15 protein-coding genes are annotated in these 15,314 nt (G+C 74.1%); 12 read left to right on the top strand and 3 right to left on the bottom strand.

All coding sequences use genetic code 11. The features are described 5' to 3' along the window. Positions 1-54: 54 nt before the first annotated feature. Positions 55-1,452 (top strand): FAD-dependent oxidoreductase, encoded by a 1,398-nt coding sequence (locus IW256_RS22040; RefSeq protein WP_197012782.1) that lies wholly within the window; start codon positions 55-57, stop codon positions 1,450-1,452. Positions 1,453-1,475: 23 nt separating this feature from the next. Here IW256_RS22040 and IW256_RS22035 read toward each other — a convergent pair whose 3' ends face one another. Beyond that, complete coding sequence (locus IW256_RS22035; RefSeq protein WP_197012781.1) at positions 1,476-2,186, bottom strand: TetR/AcrR family transcriptional regulator; 711 nt, start codon at positions 2,184-2,186, stop codon at positions 1,476-1,478. Positions 2,187-2,261: 75 nt separating this feature from the next. On the opposite strand from IW256_RS22035, the gene IW256_RS22030 reads away from it, so the two are divergent. Both IW256_RS22030 and IW256_RS42315 read left to right on the top strand, forming a co-directional pair. After that, positions 2,262-3,848, top strand: coding sequence for an ABC-F family ATP-binding cassette domain-containing protein (locus tag IW256_RS22030; protein ID WP_197012780.1), 1,587 nt, complete (start codon positions 2,262-2,264; stop codon positions 3,846-3,848). Between the two features lie 92 nt (positions 3,849-3,940). Continuing rightward, complete coding sequence (locus IW256_RS42315) at positions 3,941-4,813, top strand: alpha/beta hydrolase (RefSeq protein WP_197012779.1); 873 nt, start codon at positions 3,941-3,943, stop codon at positions 4,811-4,813. On the opposite strand, the gene IW256_RS22020 is transcribed toward IW256_RS42315, so the two are convergent. Further along, positions 4,769-5,851 carry a LysR substrate-binding domain-containing protein gene (locus IW256_RS22020; RefSeq protein WP_197012778.1) on the bottom strand — a complete coding sequence of 361 codons (1,083 nt, stop codon included), beginning with the start codon at positions 5,849-5,851 and terminating at the stop codon, positions 4,769-4,771. The two genes, IW256_RS42315 and IW256_RS22020, sit on opposite strands and share 45 nt — an antisense overlap. 197 nt (positions 5,852-6,048) lie before the next feature. Here IW256_RS22020 and IW256_RS22015 point away from each other — a divergent pair, with 197 nt between their 5' ends. The 9 genes from IW256_RS22015 to kynU all read left to right on the top strand — a co-directional run bounded on the left by IW256_RS22015 (position 6,049) and on the right by kynU (position 14,874). Further along, positions 6,049-7,386, top strand: a complete 1,338-nt coding sequence (locus tag IW256_RS22015) for an MFS transporter (protein WP_197012777.1) — start codon at positions 6,049-6,051, stop codon at positions 7,384-7,386. Then, on the top strand, positions 7,383-8,252 hold the full coding sequence (locus IW256_RS22010; RefSeq protein ID WP_197012776.1) for an MBL fold metallo-hydrolase: 870 nt from the start codon (positions 7,383-7,385) through the stop codon (positions 8,250-8,252). Before IW256_RS22015 ends, IW256_RS22010 begins: the two co-directional genes overlap by 4 nt. A gap of 133 nt (positions 8,253-8,385) precedes the next feature. Beyond that, on the top strand, positions 8,386-9,834 hold the full coding sequence (locus tag IW256_RS22005) for a 2-hydroxymuconic semialdehyde dehydrogenase (RefSeq protein ID WP_197012775.1): 1,449 nt from the start codon (positions 8,386-8,388) through the stop codon (positions 9,832-9,834). 11 nt (positions 9,835-9,845) lie between these two features. Continuing rightward, positions 9,846-10,688, top strand: a complete 843-nt coding sequence (locus IW256_RS22000; protein ID WP_197012774.1) for a 2-keto-4-pentenoate hydratase — start codon at positions 9,846-9,848, stop codon at positions 10,686-10,688. Then, the gene (locus tag IW256_RS21995; RefSeq protein WP_307828996.1) at positions 10,685-11,518 is read left to right on the top strand and encodes a 2-keto-4-pentenoate hydratase; all 834 of its coding nucleotides are present in this window, start codon (positions 10,685-10,687) and stop codon (positions 11,516-11,518) included. Before IW256_RS22000 ends, IW256_RS21995 begins: the two co-directional genes overlap by 4 nt. Continuing rightward, entirely contained in the window at positions 11,515-11,970 is a 456-nt protein-coding gene (locus IW256_RS21990) for a RidA family protein (RefSeq protein WP_197012773.1), read from the top strand. Before IW256_RS21995 ends, IW256_RS21990 begins: the two co-directional genes overlap by 4 nt. Further along, complete coding sequence (locus tag IW256_RS21985; protein WP_197012772.1) at positions 11,967-12,542, top strand: 3-hydroxyanthranilate 3,4-dioxygenase; 576 nt, start codon at positions 11,967-11,969, stop codon at positions 12,540-12,542. The genes IW256_RS21990 and IW256_RS21985 overlap by 4 nt, the downstream gene beginning before the upstream one ends. Further along, complete coding sequence (locus IW256_RS21980; protein ID WP_197012771.1) at positions 12,539-13,543, top strand: amidohydrolase family protein; 1,005 nt, start codon at positions 12,539-12,541, stop codon at positions 13,541-13,543. Before IW256_RS21985 ends, IW256_RS21980 begins: the two co-directional genes overlap by 4 nt. A gap of 2 nt (positions 13,544-13,545) precedes the next feature. After that, complete coding sequence (gene kynU, locus IW256_RS21975) at positions 13,546-14,874, top strand: kynureninase (RefSeq protein ID WP_197012770.1); 1,329 nt, start codon at positions 13,546-13,548, stop codon at positions 14,872-14,874. Here the strand turns inward: kynU and IW256_RS21970 are convergent. Next, complete coding sequence (locus IW256_RS21970) at positions 14,863-15,270, bottom strand: luciferase domain-containing protein (protein ID WP_197012769.1); 408 nt, start codon at positions 15,268-15,270, stop codon at positions 14,863-14,865. The genes kynU and IW256_RS21970 overlap by 12 nt on opposite strands. Between the last annotated feature and the right edge of the window lie 44 nt (positions 15,271-15,314).

Below are 15,314 nucleotides of genomic sequence, written 5' to 3'. Positions count from 1 at the left end.
ACGGCGCGGGTACGCTGCGGAACGATCTTTCACCGACCCCCGGGGAGCCCACGCATGGCCGGTCACACTCGCGAGCGACTGCTGGTGATCGGCGGTGACGCGGCCGGGATGAGCGCCGCGTCCCAGGCGCGGCGCCGGCGCGGCCCCGGCGACCTGGAGATCGTCGTCCTGGAGCGCGGCGGCTTCACCTCCTACTCGGCCTGCGGCATCCCCTACTACGTCGGCGGCGTCGTCGCGGACGCGGCCGAGCTGATCGCCCGGACGCCGGAGGAGTTCCGCGAGCGCGGCATCGACGTCCGCCTCCGCACCGAGGCCGTGGAGATCGACCTGGACCGCGGCCGGGTCAGGGCCCGGGACGCCGAGGGCGCCGAACGCTGGGAGGGGTACGACCACCTCCTCATCGCCACCGGCGCGGTGCCGGCCCGGCCCCGCCTGCCCGGTGTGGACGCGTCCAACGTGCACGGGATCCAGGTGCTCCAGGACGGCATCGACCTGCGCCGCGCCGTGGAGCGGGACGGGCCGCGCCGTGCCGTCGTGGTCGGCGGCGGGTACATCGGGCTGGAGATGGCCGAGGCGCTGGTCACGCGCGGGCTGGAGGTCGCGCTGGTGGACGCGGCCGAGCAGCCGATGCGCACCCTGGACCCCGACATGGGGGCGCTGGTCGCCGACGCGCTGCGCGGGGTCGGCGTCGGCCTCCACCTCGGCGAGCGCCTGGAGGGGTTCGAGACCGAGGGCGGGCGGGTCACCGCGGTCCGCACCTCCGAAGGCGCCCTGCCCGCCGACCTGGTGGTCCTCGGGCTCGGTGTGCGGCCCGCGAGCGATCTGGCCCGCGCGGCGGGGATCGAGGTCGGGGCGACCGGAGGCATCGTCACCGACCGTCGCATGCGCACCCGTTCCGAACGGGTCTGGGCGGCCGGCGACTGCGTCGAGACCCGCCACCTGATCTCGGGCGAGCCGGTCGCGATCGCCCTCGGCACGCACGCCAACAAGCAGGGCCGGGTGGCGGGGATCAACCTCGGCGGCGGGTACGCCACGTTCCCCGGCGTGGCCGGCACCGCGGTGTCCAAGATCTGCGCGGTGGAGGTGGCCCGGACCGGGCTGAACGAGGCCGAGGCCGCCGCGGCCGGGTTCGCCTTCCTGAGCGCCGCGGTCGAGTCCACCACCCGGGCCGGGTACCACCCCGGCGCCACCACGATGCGGACCAAGCTGGTCGCCGAACGCCGCTCCGGGCGGCTGCTCGGCGCCCAGATCGTCGGTGAGGAGAACGCGGCCAAGCGCATCGACGGCCTGGCCATCGCGCTGTGGAACGGCATGACGGTCGAGGAGATGACCGGGCTCGACCTCGGCTACGCCCCGCCGTTCGCGCCGGTCTGGGACCCGGTCCTCATCGCCGCCCGCAAGGCCGCCGAGCGCGTCGAGGAGGACATGCGCGCCTGCGAGGCCGGCGGATAGGCCCTGTTTCCGGGTCCGGCCGGTCAGTCCCGTCCGGCGTACGGCGCCATGCCGTCCAGGAGGTAGGTCAGTCCCTGGGCGAACGTGGCGTCCCAGTCGTCGTCGCTGAGCCGGCCGTACTCGGCGAGGGTGGGGTAGAGGTCGCGATGCCGCCGCAGGTGCTCGTCGGCCGCCGCCCGCGCGGCGCCCTCGTCCCCGCCCTCGTCCCCGTCCCCGTCCTCGCGTCCGTTGCCGTCCTCGTGCCTGCCCGTGGCCTGCATCAGGGCCGAGCCGATGACGAAGTTGGCCAGGCCGTACGCGGCGGCGAAGAGATGGGGGCCGCGGAAGCCCGCGGCCAGCAGCGTCGCGTGCAGGAACTCGGTCCGGGCGAGGACGTTCGGGCCGAGGAGGGGCCGGTTGAGCAGCGCCGCCGACCAGGGATGCCGCAGCATCGCGGCACGCCAGCCGCCGAGGAGCGCGGTCACCTCGTCCCGCCAGCCCGCCCCGGTGCCCGCGGCGGGCACCGCGACCTCGCCGAAGATCGCGTCGAGCGCCAGGTCCAGCACGTCGTCCTTGGTCTTCACGTGCCAGTAGAGCGTGGTCGACCCGGTCCCGAGCCGCTCGGCGAGGCGGCGCATGGTGAGGCGCTCGTAACCCTCCTCGTCGAGGAACGCGACCGCCTCCTCGACGATGCGCTCACGGGTGAGGGGCGGGGACTCGCGCCGCGGGCGGTCCTCTCGTAGCCAGACGCTCATGGGCCGAGCCTAGTACATTGATCCCGCACCGGATCATTGATCTGGTCAGTCGAACACTGTACGAGGAGGGGTGAGGTGGGCCATGTCGAGGTCAGCCGCCTGACCTACGCGCTGCCCGACGGGCGGCCACTGCTGAACGACGTGTCGTTCAGGGTCGGAGAGGGAGTGAAGGCCGCCCTGGTGGGTCCCAACGGGGCCGGGAAGACCACACTGCTCCGGCTGGTCGCCGGGGACCTCGAGCCCGCCGAGGGCGTGGTGACCGGCTCGGGCGGGCTGGGGGTGATGCGGCAGTTCATCGGCGGCGTCCGCGACGGCCGCAGCGTCCACGACCTGCTGCTCTCGGTGGCGCCCGGGCCGGTGAGGGACGCCGCGCGCCGGCTGGAGCGGGCGGAGCGGGAACTGGGCGAGGACGAGCGGTCCCAGCTCGCCTACGCCCAGGCCATCGCGGACTACGGCGACGCCGGCGGCTACGAGATCGAGGTCGTCTGGGACACCTGCACCACGGCGGCCCTGGGGCTGCCCTACGACGAGGCCGGGAAGCGCCCGGTCACCACACTCTCTGGCGGCGAGCAGAAGCGGCTGGTGCTGGAGGCGCTGCTGCGCGGACCCGACGAGGTGCTGCTGCTGGACGAGCCCGACAACTACCTGGACGTCCCCGGCAAGGAATGGCTGGCGGAGCGGCTGGCGGCGGCGGCCAAGACCGTGCTGCTGGTCTCGCACGACCGGCAGCTGCTGGCCGACGTCGCGGACCGGATCGTCACCGTCGAGTCGGGCGACGTCTGGGTGCACGGCGGGGGATTCGCCGGGTACGCCCAGGCCCGCCGCGAACGCACCGAGCGGCTGCACGAACTGCGCCGCCGCTGGGACGAGGAGCACGCACGGCTCAGGCAGCTGGTGCACCGGCTCCGGCAGCAGGCCACCGGCAACGACGCCATGGCCTCCGCCTACCAGTCGGCCCGGACCAGGCTGAAACGCTACGAGGAGGCCGGGCCGCCGCGCAGCGCCCCCAAGGAACAGAACGTCCGAATGCGGCTCAAAGGCGGACGGACGGGCAAGCGCGCGCTGGTGTGCGAGTCGCTGGAGCTGACCGGCCTGCTGCGGCCGTTCGACACCGAGATCTGGTACGGCGAGCGCGTGGCGATGCTCGGGTCGAACGGCTCGGGCAAGTCCTCGCTCCTGCGGCTGCTGGCCGGGGAACCCGTCCCGCACTCGGGCCGGGCCCGGCTCGGGGCGCGCGTCGTCCCCGGCTACTTCGTCCAGACCCACACCCGGCCCGACCTGCGCGGACGTACCCCGGCGGAGATCGTGATGAGCGAGCACGCCCTGGTCCGCAACGACGCGATGGCGGCGCTGGCCCGCTACGAGCTGGCCCCGGCGGGCGCGCGCCCGTTCGAGACGCTGTCGGGCGGCCAGCAGGCCCGGTTGCAGATCCTGCTGCTGGAGCTGTCGGGCGCGACGCTGCTGCTCCTGGACGAGCCGACCGACAACCTCGACCTGGCCAGTGCCGAAGCGCTCCAGCAAGGGCTGGAGGGCTTCGCGGGCACCGTCCTGGCGGTCACCCACGACCGGTGGTTCGCCGCCGACTTCGACCGCTACCTGATCTGCGGGAACGACGGGCGGGTCCGGGAGTCGCCCGAACCGGTGTGGACGGCCGACGCGTGACCGCCTCCGGGTGGGGGACATGGCGGGATCGTCATGGCGGCGGACCGGAACGGTATTTGTTCGCGGGCACCGGCGGCGCCAGGCTGGACATCATGGATCTCCATGACTGGCCCGGCCACGGGCTCACCGACGCCGAGCTCGACGTCGCCTACAACGTCCGGGGCAAGGCGGGGGAGGAGCTGTTCGGGCACCACATGCGGCGCTACCGCGCCCTGTCGGACGAGGCGGTGGACGGGCTGCCCGGCCACCGCGGCGTCGTCTACGACGAGGCGAGCGGCGAGGCGCTGGACGTCTGGGGCGTCGAGGCCGGGCGCCTCCGGCCGGTGTTCGTCTTCGTGCACGGAGGCTACTGGCGGGCGCTGTCACGGGCCGATTCGGCCTTCATGGCGCGGATGCTGCACGGCCACGGCGTGGCCACGGTGGTGCCCGACTACACGCTCGCGCCCGCCGCGACCCTGGAGGAGATCGTCCGGCAGGTCCGGGCGTCGGTCGCGTGGGTCCACCGGCACGGCCCCGGCCACGGTCTCGACCCCGGGCGGATCGTCGTCGGCGGCAGCTCGGCGGGCGGCCACCTCACCGGCATGACCATGGTCGGCGGCTGGCAGGAGGCGCTGGGGCTGCCCGCCGACGTGGTCAAGGCGGCCATGCCGTTCAGCGGGCTGTTCGACATCCGCCCGCTGGTGCGGGTGTACGTCAACGAGTGGCTCGGTCTCGACGGCGCACGCGCGGCCCGGCTCAGCCCCGAACTCCTCCCGGCCCCGCGCCGGTGCCCCGCCGTGGTCGCGGTCGCCGCGGACGACGGCGACGGCTTCCTGGAACAGTCACGGCGCTTCCAGCGGCACTGGGGCCCCGCGGCCGAGCTGATGGTGGTGCCGGACCGGGACCACTTCGACGTCGTCCTGGACCTGGCCGACGAGACCTCAGCGGTGAGCCGGGCGCTGCTCGGCCTCATCCGCGCCCTCTGATCCCACCGCGTCCTGGGACCCCGCCGCGTCCAGGGACCCCGCCGCGCCGGGTGGCCCCGGGGCGCCGGGCGGCCCCGGGGCGCCGGGGGAGGCGGACCAGCCCGCCGCGATCTGCGCCGACAGCTCGCCGGCCTGCTCCCGCAGGTGGTCGAGCATCAGCCGGGCCGAGGGGGTCGGCGGGCGGCCGGCGGCCAGGGTGACCCCGACCGGCCGCCGTACGGGCTCCAGCGGCACCGGCAGCGGCGCGATTTTGCCGCCCGCTTGCGCCACCAGATCGGGCAGCGCAGCGATCATGTCGGTGTCCCGGACCAGGGTCGACACGGTCAGGTTGGAGGTGCACTCCACCAGGTCGGCCGGCAGCGGCAGCCGTTCGGCGCGGAAGACCTGCTCCAGCTCCTGCCGCAGCGCGGTGCGCTGCAGCGGCAGCACCCAGGGGTACTCCAGCAGGTCGGCCAGCCGCAGGTCCCGCCGTTCCCGGGCGGGGTGCCCGGTCCGGGCGACCAGCCGCACCGGCTCGCTGTAGAGGTCGATCTGGCGGAGGCCGCGGGCGCCGTCGATCGGGTTGAGGCGGCCCAGGATCAGGTCGATCTCCCCGTCCAGCAGCCGCGGGACCTGCGCGTCGAAGGTGGCCTCCTGGACGATCACGGTGATCCCCGGCCGGTCCCGCTTGAGCGCCGCGATCGCCCGGGGCAGCAGCACGTTCGAGCCGGCCAGCAGGGTGCCGATGGTGACCGTGCCGACCTCGCCGTCGGCCAGCCCGGTGATCCGCTCCCCGGCCCGGCGCAGCTCGGCCAGCACCGACCGGGCGTGCTCGACGAACGCCTCCCCGAACAGCGTCGGCGTCACCCCGCGCGGCCCCCGGGTGAACAGCTCCACGCCCAGGATGCGTTCCACCTCGCGCAGGCTCCGGGTGACCGCGGGCTGGGCCAGGTGCAGGTGCTCGGCCGCCCGCAGGACGCTGCCCTGGTCGGCGACGGCCACGACCAGGACCAGGTGCCGCAGCTTGAGCCGCCCGTTGAGCAGGTCGATCGCACGCATGGCCACTTACTATCACAGAACGGTGATAGCCCGGCAGGCCAGGCATCCTGAACGGTTATGCGTCGCCGCCGGGGTCCGGCCGGGATATATCCGCCCGGCTATAGCGGCCAAGGCAAACGTTATTAGTGCGATATGCCCCACTCACCCTAGGTTTCGTCACACAGCGCCGAGGGCTGTCGAGTGGAGGGCGAGAACACGTGGGCACGGACACCAGACCACGCAACCGCGCGGTGGCGGCGAGCTTCGTCGGCACCGCGATCGAGTGGTACGACTTCTTCATCTACAGCACCGCCGCCGCGCTGGTGTTCAATCGGCAGTTCTTCCCGGACTTCGCCCCGATGGTCGGCACGCTGCTGGCCTTCTCGACCTTCGTGGTCGGGTTCGTCGCGCGCCCGATCGGCGGGGTGATCTTCGGGCACCTGGGGGACCGGCGGGGACGCAAGTCCGTCCTGGTGGTCACCCTCACCCTCATGGGGGTGTGCACCTTCCTCATCGGGCTCCTGCCCACCTACGCCCAGATCGGGATCTGGGCGCCGATCCTCCTGGTGACGGTGCGGTTCGTGCAGGGCATCGCGCTCGGCGGGGAGTACGGGGGCGCGGTCCTCATGGCCGTCGAGCACTCCCACCCCGAGCGCCGGGGCTTCTTCGGGAGCTGGGTCCAGGTGGGCGTGCCGGTGGGACTGGCCCTGTCCAACCTGGTGTTCCTGCTGGTGGCGCTGCTGCCGCGGGACGCCCTGCAGTCCTGGGGCTGGCGGGTGCCGTTCCTGCTGAGCGCCGCCCTGGTCGCGGTCGGCTTCTTCATCCGCCGCCGGGTCGACGAGAGCCCGGAGTTCCGCGAGGTGAAGCGGGAGCGCGGACCCGCCCGGCGGCCCGCCGTGGAGGCCGTCAAGCGGTCCTGGGCGCCGATCCTGCTGTGCGCCGCCGCCGGGTTCGCCCCCGGCACCATGTTCTACGCCTCGATGGTCTTCGGGCTGAGCTACGGCACCGACCACGTGGGCGTGAGCCGCGGCACGATGCTGGGGCTCACCCTGCTCGCGATGGTCGTGGTGCTGCCCTGCCTGCTGTACTTCGGGGCACTGTCGGACCGCCTCGGCCGCAAGCCGGTCTTCGCCGGGGGCGTGGCGGGCATGGCCCTGATGGCCTTCCCCTGGCTGCTGCTGGTCGACACGGGCTCGTTCGGGCCGATGCTCCTCGGCTACCTGCTCATCTCGGTGCCCTTCAGCGCCGCCTACGGGACGCTGGCGCCCCTCCTCGCCGAGCTCTTCGACCCCGAGGTGCGCTACTCGGCGGTCAACATCTCCTACGCCGTCTCGAACGTCTTCGGGGCCGGGATGGCGCCGATCGTGGCGACGTCGCTGCTCATCCGGACCGACTCGGGCCTGCCGATCGCCGGGTACATCGTGGTCGTGTGCGCCATCTCGTTCGTCAGCCTGATGGCCCTCCGGGAGACGGTCCGCGCACGGCGGCCGCGGGGACCCGCGGCGGGCGCCGTGCCCGGCGCGGACACGGTCGTCGCGGAGGGCACCGGCCGGTGAGCGCGGGCACGCCGGACGCCGCGCCGCCGGCGCCGCCCGCGCTGGACCTGGGCGGGATCACGGTCACCTGGCTGGCGGACATCCCCAGCATGTCCTTCGAGGCCGGGGACCTGCTGGCCCGGGACGGCGGCACCGCAACGCCCCCCGAGGACGCGCTCCTGGACCTCACCTTCGGCGGGTACCTGGTCACCACCGACACCGAGACCGTGCTCGTCGACACGGGCGTGGGCGACGGCAAGTCCCGGTCGCGGCCGGGCTGGGACCGGCGCTCCGCCCGGGCCCTCCCCGAGGCGCTCCGGCGGACCGGCCGCGCCCCCGGCGACGTCGGCGTGGTCCACCTCACCCACCTGCACGCCGACCACGTCGGTGGGAACACCGTCCGGGACGGTACGGAGTGGGCGCCGGCCTTCCCCAGGGCCAGGTACCAGGTCCTGGCCGAGGAACTGCGCTGGGCGGAGGAGGGCGCGCGCCGCGACCCGGGCTTCCTGTACGGCTCGTACGAGGACAGCGTCCGCCCCCTGGCCGCGCGGGGACGGCTGGACGCGATCGGCGACGGCCACCTGATCACCGGCGGCGTCGAGGTCCGGGCCGTCCCGGGGCACACCCCCGGGTCGTCGGTCGTCGTCGTGCGCGGCTCGGAGCGGACCGCGGTCCTGTCGGGCGACCTGATCCACCATCCGAGCCAGTTCACCGACCCCCGGACCTGCTCGCGGTTCTGCGTGGACCGGGCGGCGTCGGCGCGGAGCAGGCGGGAGGTCCTGCGCCGGGTGGCCGGAGGCGGGGCCGTCCTGATGCCGGCGCACTTCGGCTGGGGGACGGTCACCGCCGAGGGCGACCGGTTCCGGTTCCATCCGATCCCCCGCTGATATAGCAGTTCGGTAATGCCTCACATGGGTCTTGGTATTAGACAGGCATAGCTAGCCGGGTGATGATGATCGTGGCGGGCCGCTCGTGCGGCCCGCCACGGAAGCGAAGAGCGAGAGGAGCGGTGACGGGTTCATGAAGCCGGCCCACTACGTTGGCGGGACCTTCCTGCCGGACGAACCCGGCGGGACGACGTTCCCCCTGCTCGACCCGTCCGACGGCACCGAGCGCGGGCGCGTCCCGGAGGCCGGCCGCGCTACGGTCGAGGCGGCCGTGCGCGCGGCGCGCGGCGCCCTGGAAGGCCCCTGGGGCGCGACCGGCGACACCGAGCGGGCCGCCGCGCTGCGCCGGATCGCCGACCGGATCGAGGCCCGGTTCGAGGAGTTCGTGGACGCCGAGACCGGCGACACGGGCAAGCCGCGCGAGCTGGCCGCCACGGTCGACATCCCCCGGGCCATCGGGAACTTCCGCGCCTACGCCGACCTGCTGTACGGGCGCCCGGAACGGGCCTACACCACCCAGATCCCGGGCTGGAGCGCGGGTGCGGGCGGGCAGGCCCTCAACTACACGGTGCGGCGGCCCCTGGGCGTGGTCGCGATCATCTCGCCGTGGAACCTGCCGCTGCTGCTCCTCACCTGGAAGGTGGCCCCGGCGCTGGCCGCCGGCAACGCCGTGGTGGCCAAGCCGTCCGAGGAGACCCCCTCCACCGCCACCCTGCTGGCCGCGGTGATCGACGAGGCCGGGCTGCCCGGCGGGGCGTTCAACCTGGTCCACGGGCACGGCGCGGGCGCCGCGGGAGAGTTCCTCACCGGGCACCCGGGCGTGGACGCGATCGCGTTCACCGGCGAGTCGGCCACCGGCGCGGCCATCATGCGCAACGCCGCCGACCATGTCACGCCGGTGTCGTTCGAGCTGGGCGGCAAGAACCCGGCGCTGGTGTTCGCCGACGCCGACCTGGAGGCGGCGATCGACGGGACGGCGCGCTCGTCGTTCACCCACTCCGGGCAGATCTGCCTGTGCACCGAGCGGGTGTACGTGCAGCGCCCGGTCTTCGAGGAGTTCGTGGCCGGGCTGGCCGCGCGGGCGCGGGCGCTGGACGGCTACGGCCCCATGATCTCGGCCGGCCACCGCGACAAGGTGCTGTCGTACTACCGCCTCGCCCGTGAGGAGGGTGCCACGGTCGTCGCGGGCGGGGGCACGCCGGCCTTCGGCGACCGCCGGGACGCGGGCTTCTACGTCGAGCCGACCGTGCTGACCGGCCTGCCGGAGACCGCGCGCACCGTCCGTGAGGAGATCTTCGGCCCGGTCTGCCACGTGGCGCCGTTCGACACCGAGGAGGAGGCGGTCCGGCTGGCCAACGACAGCCCGTACGGGCTGGCGGCCACCGTGTGGACCCGCGACCTGTCGCGGGCGCACCGGGTCGCGCCGCGCGTCCAGGCGGGCATCGTGTGGGTGAACTGCTGGAACCTGCGCGACCTGCGGACCCCGTTCGGCGGCGTGAAGCACTCCGGGATCGGCCGCGAGGGCGGCGAGCACTCCCTCGACTTCTTCTCCGAGCCCGTCAACGTCTGCGTCCAGATCTGAGAGCGAGTTCCGTGACCGAGACAGCGACCACAGCGAACGGCGCCGCGATCGGCGCCGCGGCCGACCGGATCCTCGGGGCGTACCGCACCGGGACCCCGTGCGCGCCCGTCCGCGACCTGATCGCGTCGGCCGCCGACGCCTACGCCGTGCAGCGGCGGATCACCGGGCACTGGCGGGCCGAGGGGCGCCGCCCGGTCGGCCACAAGATCGGCCTGACCTCGGCGGCGGTCCAGCGCCAGCTCGGCGTGGACAGCCCCGACTTCGGGACGCTGTTCGCCGACATGGCGGTGCCCGACGGCGCCGAGATCCCGGCGGGGGCGGTGCTGCAGGGCAGGGCCGAGGCCGAGGTCGCCCTCGTGCTGGAACGCGACCTGACGCACGAGCGGCACACCGTCGCCGACCTGATCCGCGCGACCGCGTTCGCGCTGCCCGCCATCGAGGTCGCCGGCAGCCGCGTCCGCGACTGGGACATCACCCTGGCCGACACCGTCGCCGACAACGCCTCCTCGGGACTGTACGTCCTGGGCAACCGCCCGGTCCCGCTTGCAGGGGTGGACCTGCGCCTGTGCGGGATGGTGCTGGAACGGCGCGGCGAGCAGGTGTCCACCGGTACCGGCGCGGCCTGCCTGGGGCACCCGCTGAACGCGGCGCTGTGGCTGGCGGACACGCTGGCGCGGGCGGGCGATCCGCTGCGCGCCGGGGACACCGTGCTGACCGGGGCGCTCGGCCCGATGGTCGAGGCCGTGCCCGGCGACGTGCTGGAGGCCCGGATCGACGGGCTCGGCGACGTCCGCGTCGCCTTCGCGCCGCACCCCGCGGGGGACGCGGGGGACAGGGAGAGGGAGGACGCGTGAGCACTCGTAAGGCCGGTGACGCGGCCGGTGACGTGGCCGGTGACGTGCCCGGCGACGTGGCCGGCGGGGTGGACGTCGGGGAACTGGCCGCCAGGCTCGACGCGGCGGCCCGGGAGGTGCGGGCGATCCCCAGGCTGACCGACGGCCTGCCGCCCGGCACCGAACTCGGCGTGGACGCGGCCTACCGGGTGCAGCGGGCCGTGATCGAGCGGCGCCGGGCCCGGGGCGAACGGCTCGCCGGGGTCAAGATGGGCTTCACCAGCCGCGCCAAGATGATCCAGATGGGCGTGGACGACGTCATCTGGGGGCTGCTGACCGACGCCATGCTCGTGGAGTCCTCGGTGGACGTCTCCCGGCTGGTGCATCCCCGGATCGAGCCGGAGATCGCGTTCCTCATCGGCCGCCCGGTCCGTTCCGCCGCCGACGTGGACACGGCCGTGGCCGGGGTCGCGGTCGGCTTCGAGGTGCTGGACTCGCGCTACCGGGACTTCTCGTTCACGCTGCCCGACGTGATCGCGGACAACGCCTCCGCGGCCGGGTTCGGCGTCGGGCCCTGGCACGCCCCGGACCGCGTCGCCGACCTCACCAACGTGGGACTGGTGATGGAGATCGACGGCCGGGTCGCGCAGACCGGTTCCTCGGCCGCGATCCTGGGCGACCCGCTGCGGTCGCTGCGGGCCGCCGCGCGCCTGGCCGGGCAGGCCGGGATCACCCTGGAACCGGGCTGGATCGTGCTTGCGGGCGCCGCCACGGCGGCCGTGCCGCTGCCCGCGGGCGCCCACGTCCGCGTCACCGGCGCCGGGCTGGGCCGGGTGGAGGTGACGGCATGACCGGCGAGACCCCGCCCGCCGGACGGGACGACGCGCTGCTGGTCGAGGGGAAGGCCCGGCCGCGCGGACGTTTCCCGCACCTGCGCCGGGCCGGTGACCTGGTGTTCGTCTCCGGGACCAGCTCCCGCCGTCCCGACGGGTCGTTCGCCGGCGCCCGCGCCGACGCGATGGGCGTCACCGACCTGGACATCCGGGAGCAGACCCGCGCCGTCATCGAGAACGTCCGCGACCTGCTGAAGGCCGCCGGGGGAGACCTGGCGGATCTGGTCAACGTCACCGCCTACCTGGTGAACATGAACGACTTCGGCGGCTACAACGAGGTCTACGGCGAGTACTTCGACGAGACCGGGCCGGCCCGCACCACGGTGGCGGTGCACCAGCTTCCCCACCCCCATCTTCTGATCGAGATCGCCTGCGTGGCGTACATCCCAGTGAAGGAGGCCGGAGCGTGACCACTCTGCCGAGGCTGTCGTTCGGGCGGCCGTTCAACTTCGAGCGGTGGATCGACGAGCACCGCCACCTGCTCAAACCGCCGGTCGGCAACGTCCAGGTGTGGCAGGAGTCGGGGCTGATCGTCATGGTGATCGGCGGCCCCAACCAGCGCACCGACTTCCACGACGACCCCGCCGAGGAGTTCTTCTACCAGCTCCAGGGCAACATGGTGCTGCGCGTCATGGAGGAGGAGGGCCGCCCTCCGGTGGACGTCCAGATCAACGAGGGCGACGTCTTCCTGCTGCCGCCCCACGTGCGGCACTCGCCGCAGCGCCCCGAGGAGGGCAGCATCGGCCTGGTCGTGGAGATCGCGCGGCCGGAGGGCACCCGCGAGGCGTTCGAGTGGTACTGCATGAACTGCCACCACCTCGTCCACCGCGCCGACCTGCAGGTCCGCTCGATCGTGGACGACCTGCCGCCGGTGTTCCAGAGCTTCTACGACGGCGACCGCACCTGCCCGCGGTGCGGCGCCGTCCACCCCGGCAAGGACTGGCCCGCGGAGCTGCGGCCCCGGACCGGGACCCGTTCGTGAGCGTCATCGACGTCCACACGCACGTGTTCCCGCGGCTGTCGCGGTCCGAGGCCCGCGTGCTGGCGGGCGCGGGCGAGCCGTGGCTGCGCGAGCACGGCGACGGCACCGGGACGATCATGAGCGGGGACGACGAGTTCCGCCCGGTGGGCGTGGAGCTGTGGGACCCGGAGGCGCGGGTCGCCGCCATGGACCGGTCCGGGGTCGACGTGCAGGCGGTCTCCTCCACCCCGCTGATGTTCGGGTACGGGGCGGAGGCCGGGCGCGCCGCCGACTGGTGCGAGCTGGTCAACCAGCGCATCCTGGACTACTGCGCGCAGGCGCCGGACCGGCTGCTGCCGCTGTGCCAGGTCCCGCTCCAGGACGTGGAGCTGGCGTGCGAGACGGTGACCAAGGCCGCCGCGGCCGGGCACCGGGGCGTGCACATCGGCAACCACGTCGGCGAGCGCTACCCCGACGACGCGGGGATCGTGGAGTTCCTGGCGCACTGCGCCCGGGAGGGCGTGCCGGTGCTGATGCACCCCTGGGACATGCTGGGCGGCGACCGGATGGCGGGCCGGTACATGCTGCCCTGGCTGGTCGGGATGGCGGCCGAGACCCAGCTGTCGATCCTGTCGCTGATCCTGTCGGGCGCGTTCGAGCGGATCCCGGAGTCGCTGCGGCTGTGCCTGTGCCACGGCGGGGGCAGCTTCGCCTACCTGCTCGGCCGGGCCGACAACGCCTGGCACAACCGCGACATCGTCCGGGCGGACTCGCCGCGCCCGCCCTCGGCGTACACCGGCCGGTTCTTCGTCGACTCGGCCGTCTTCGACCCGCGCGCGCTGCGCCTGCTGGTGGAGGTGATGGGCGCCGGACGGGTGATGCTCGGCACCGACTTCCCCTTCCCGCTGGGCGAGCTGGAGCCGGGCGCGACCGTGCGGGCCTGCGCGGAGCTGACCGGCGACGAGCGCGCGGCGATCCTCGGCGGCAACGCCCGCCGCTTCTTCTCCCTGGACGAACGGTGACCATGAACGACGCGGAATCCCCGCGCGGCGCGGAGTACGGCGCGGAGTACGGCGCGGAGTACGAGGCGGAGCGCGACGCGGTACGGCGCGACCAGGCCGATCCGCTGCCGACGCTGCGGGACGCCTTCCACGTGCCGCCCGCGCCCGGCGGCCCCCACGCCGAGGCCGCCTACTTCGCCGGGAACTCGCTGGGGCTCCAGCCGAAGAGCACCGCCCGCCTGGTGAACGAGGAACTGGAGGACTGGGCGCGGCTGGCCGTCGAGGGTCACACGCGGGGCCGCCGTCCCTGGGTGGACTACCACGAGCGGGCGCGCGGGCCCGCGGCGCGGCTGGTGGGGGCCCGCCCGCACGAGGTCGTCGCGATGAACTCGCTGACGGTCGACCTCCACCTGATGATGGCGACCTTCTACCGTCCCGCAGGTGAACGCACGCGGATCGTCATCGAGGACACGGCCTTCCCCTCCGACTCCTACGCCGTCCAGAGCCAGGCGGTCCACCACGGGCTCGACCCCGAACGCACGGTCGTGCGGCTGAGGCCGCGCGACGGGGAGGAGCACCTGCGCACCGAGGACGTCCTGGCGTACCTGGAACGCGACGGGCGGCATGTCGCGCTGCTTCTCCTCGGCGGCGTCAACTACCTCACCGGCCAGCTCATGGACATGGCGGCCATCACCAAGGCGGGCCGCGCCGCCGGGGCCGTGGTCGGGTGGGACCTGGCGCACGCCGCGGGGAACGTGCCGTTGCGCCTGCACGACTGGGACGTCGACTTCGCCGCCTGGTGCACCTACAAGTACCTCAACAGCGGTCCCGGAGCGGTGGCGGGGTGCTTCGTCCACGAACGGCACGTCCGCGACGCGGGGCTGCCCAAGCTGGCGGGCTGGTGGGGGACCGACCCGGCGACGCGGTTCCGGATGGCGCCGGAGTTCACCCCGCCCGCGTCCGCCGACGCCTGGCAGCTGTCCAACCCGCCCATCCTGGCGCTGGCCCCCGTCCTGGCCTCCCTGGAGATCTTCGACCGGGTCGGCATGGACGCGCTGCGCGCCAAGAGCGAGCGCCTCACCGCCTACCTGGCCGGGCGCCTGGCCCGGATCCCCGGGCTGCGTGTGATCACTCCCGCCGACCCGGCGGCGCGGGGATGCCAGCTGTCGATCCGGGTGCCCGACGCGGGCGGCCTGGTCGAGCGGCTGGCGGCGTCGGCGGGCGTGATGGCCGACGCCCGCGAACCCGACGTGGTGCGGCTGGCGCCCGTGCCCCTGTACTCCACGTTCCACGACTGCCACCGCGCGGCCGCCGCGCTCGCGTCCGCCCTCGGCGGCCGGTCAGGACGGTGATCCGGCCGGCCCGCCGGCGGGGGCCGCGCCGCAGGGGGTACGGGACCGCGGCGCGGCCGCGTCGCCGGCGCCGGCCTTGATCGCGACGCTGGCCAGCGAGACGACCAGGGCCACGTCGGAGTCGGTGTCGAGGCGGACCGTGATCCAGTCTCCGTCGGGGTGGACGGTCACCCGCCCGGAGCCGGCCAGCGCCTCGCCGAGCCGGTCCACGACGGGACGGGTGAGGCGCAGCTCGGCCTCGTCCCCCGAATGCAGATGGATGATCTGTATCCCCTCCGCGGCGAGGGCGAGCCCGACCCCGCAGTCCGCCCGGACCTTCGAGATCCCGGGCCAGGCGTCGAGCCGGTCCGCGACGAGGCCGGCAGGGGAGGTCGCGCCACTTCCGTCGGCTGCCACGCCCTCATCGTGGCGTCCGGGCGGCGGCGCGCGGAACCTGCCGA

Origin of the sequence: Actinomadura viridis, assembly GCF_015751755.1 — a bacterium.
In the GTDB taxonomy this organism is placed as follows: Bacteria; Actinomycetota; Actinomycetes; order Streptosporangiales; family Streptosporangiaceae; genus Spirillospora; species Spirillospora viridis.
This window is presented reverse-complemented; position numbering and strand designations above follow the sequence as displayed.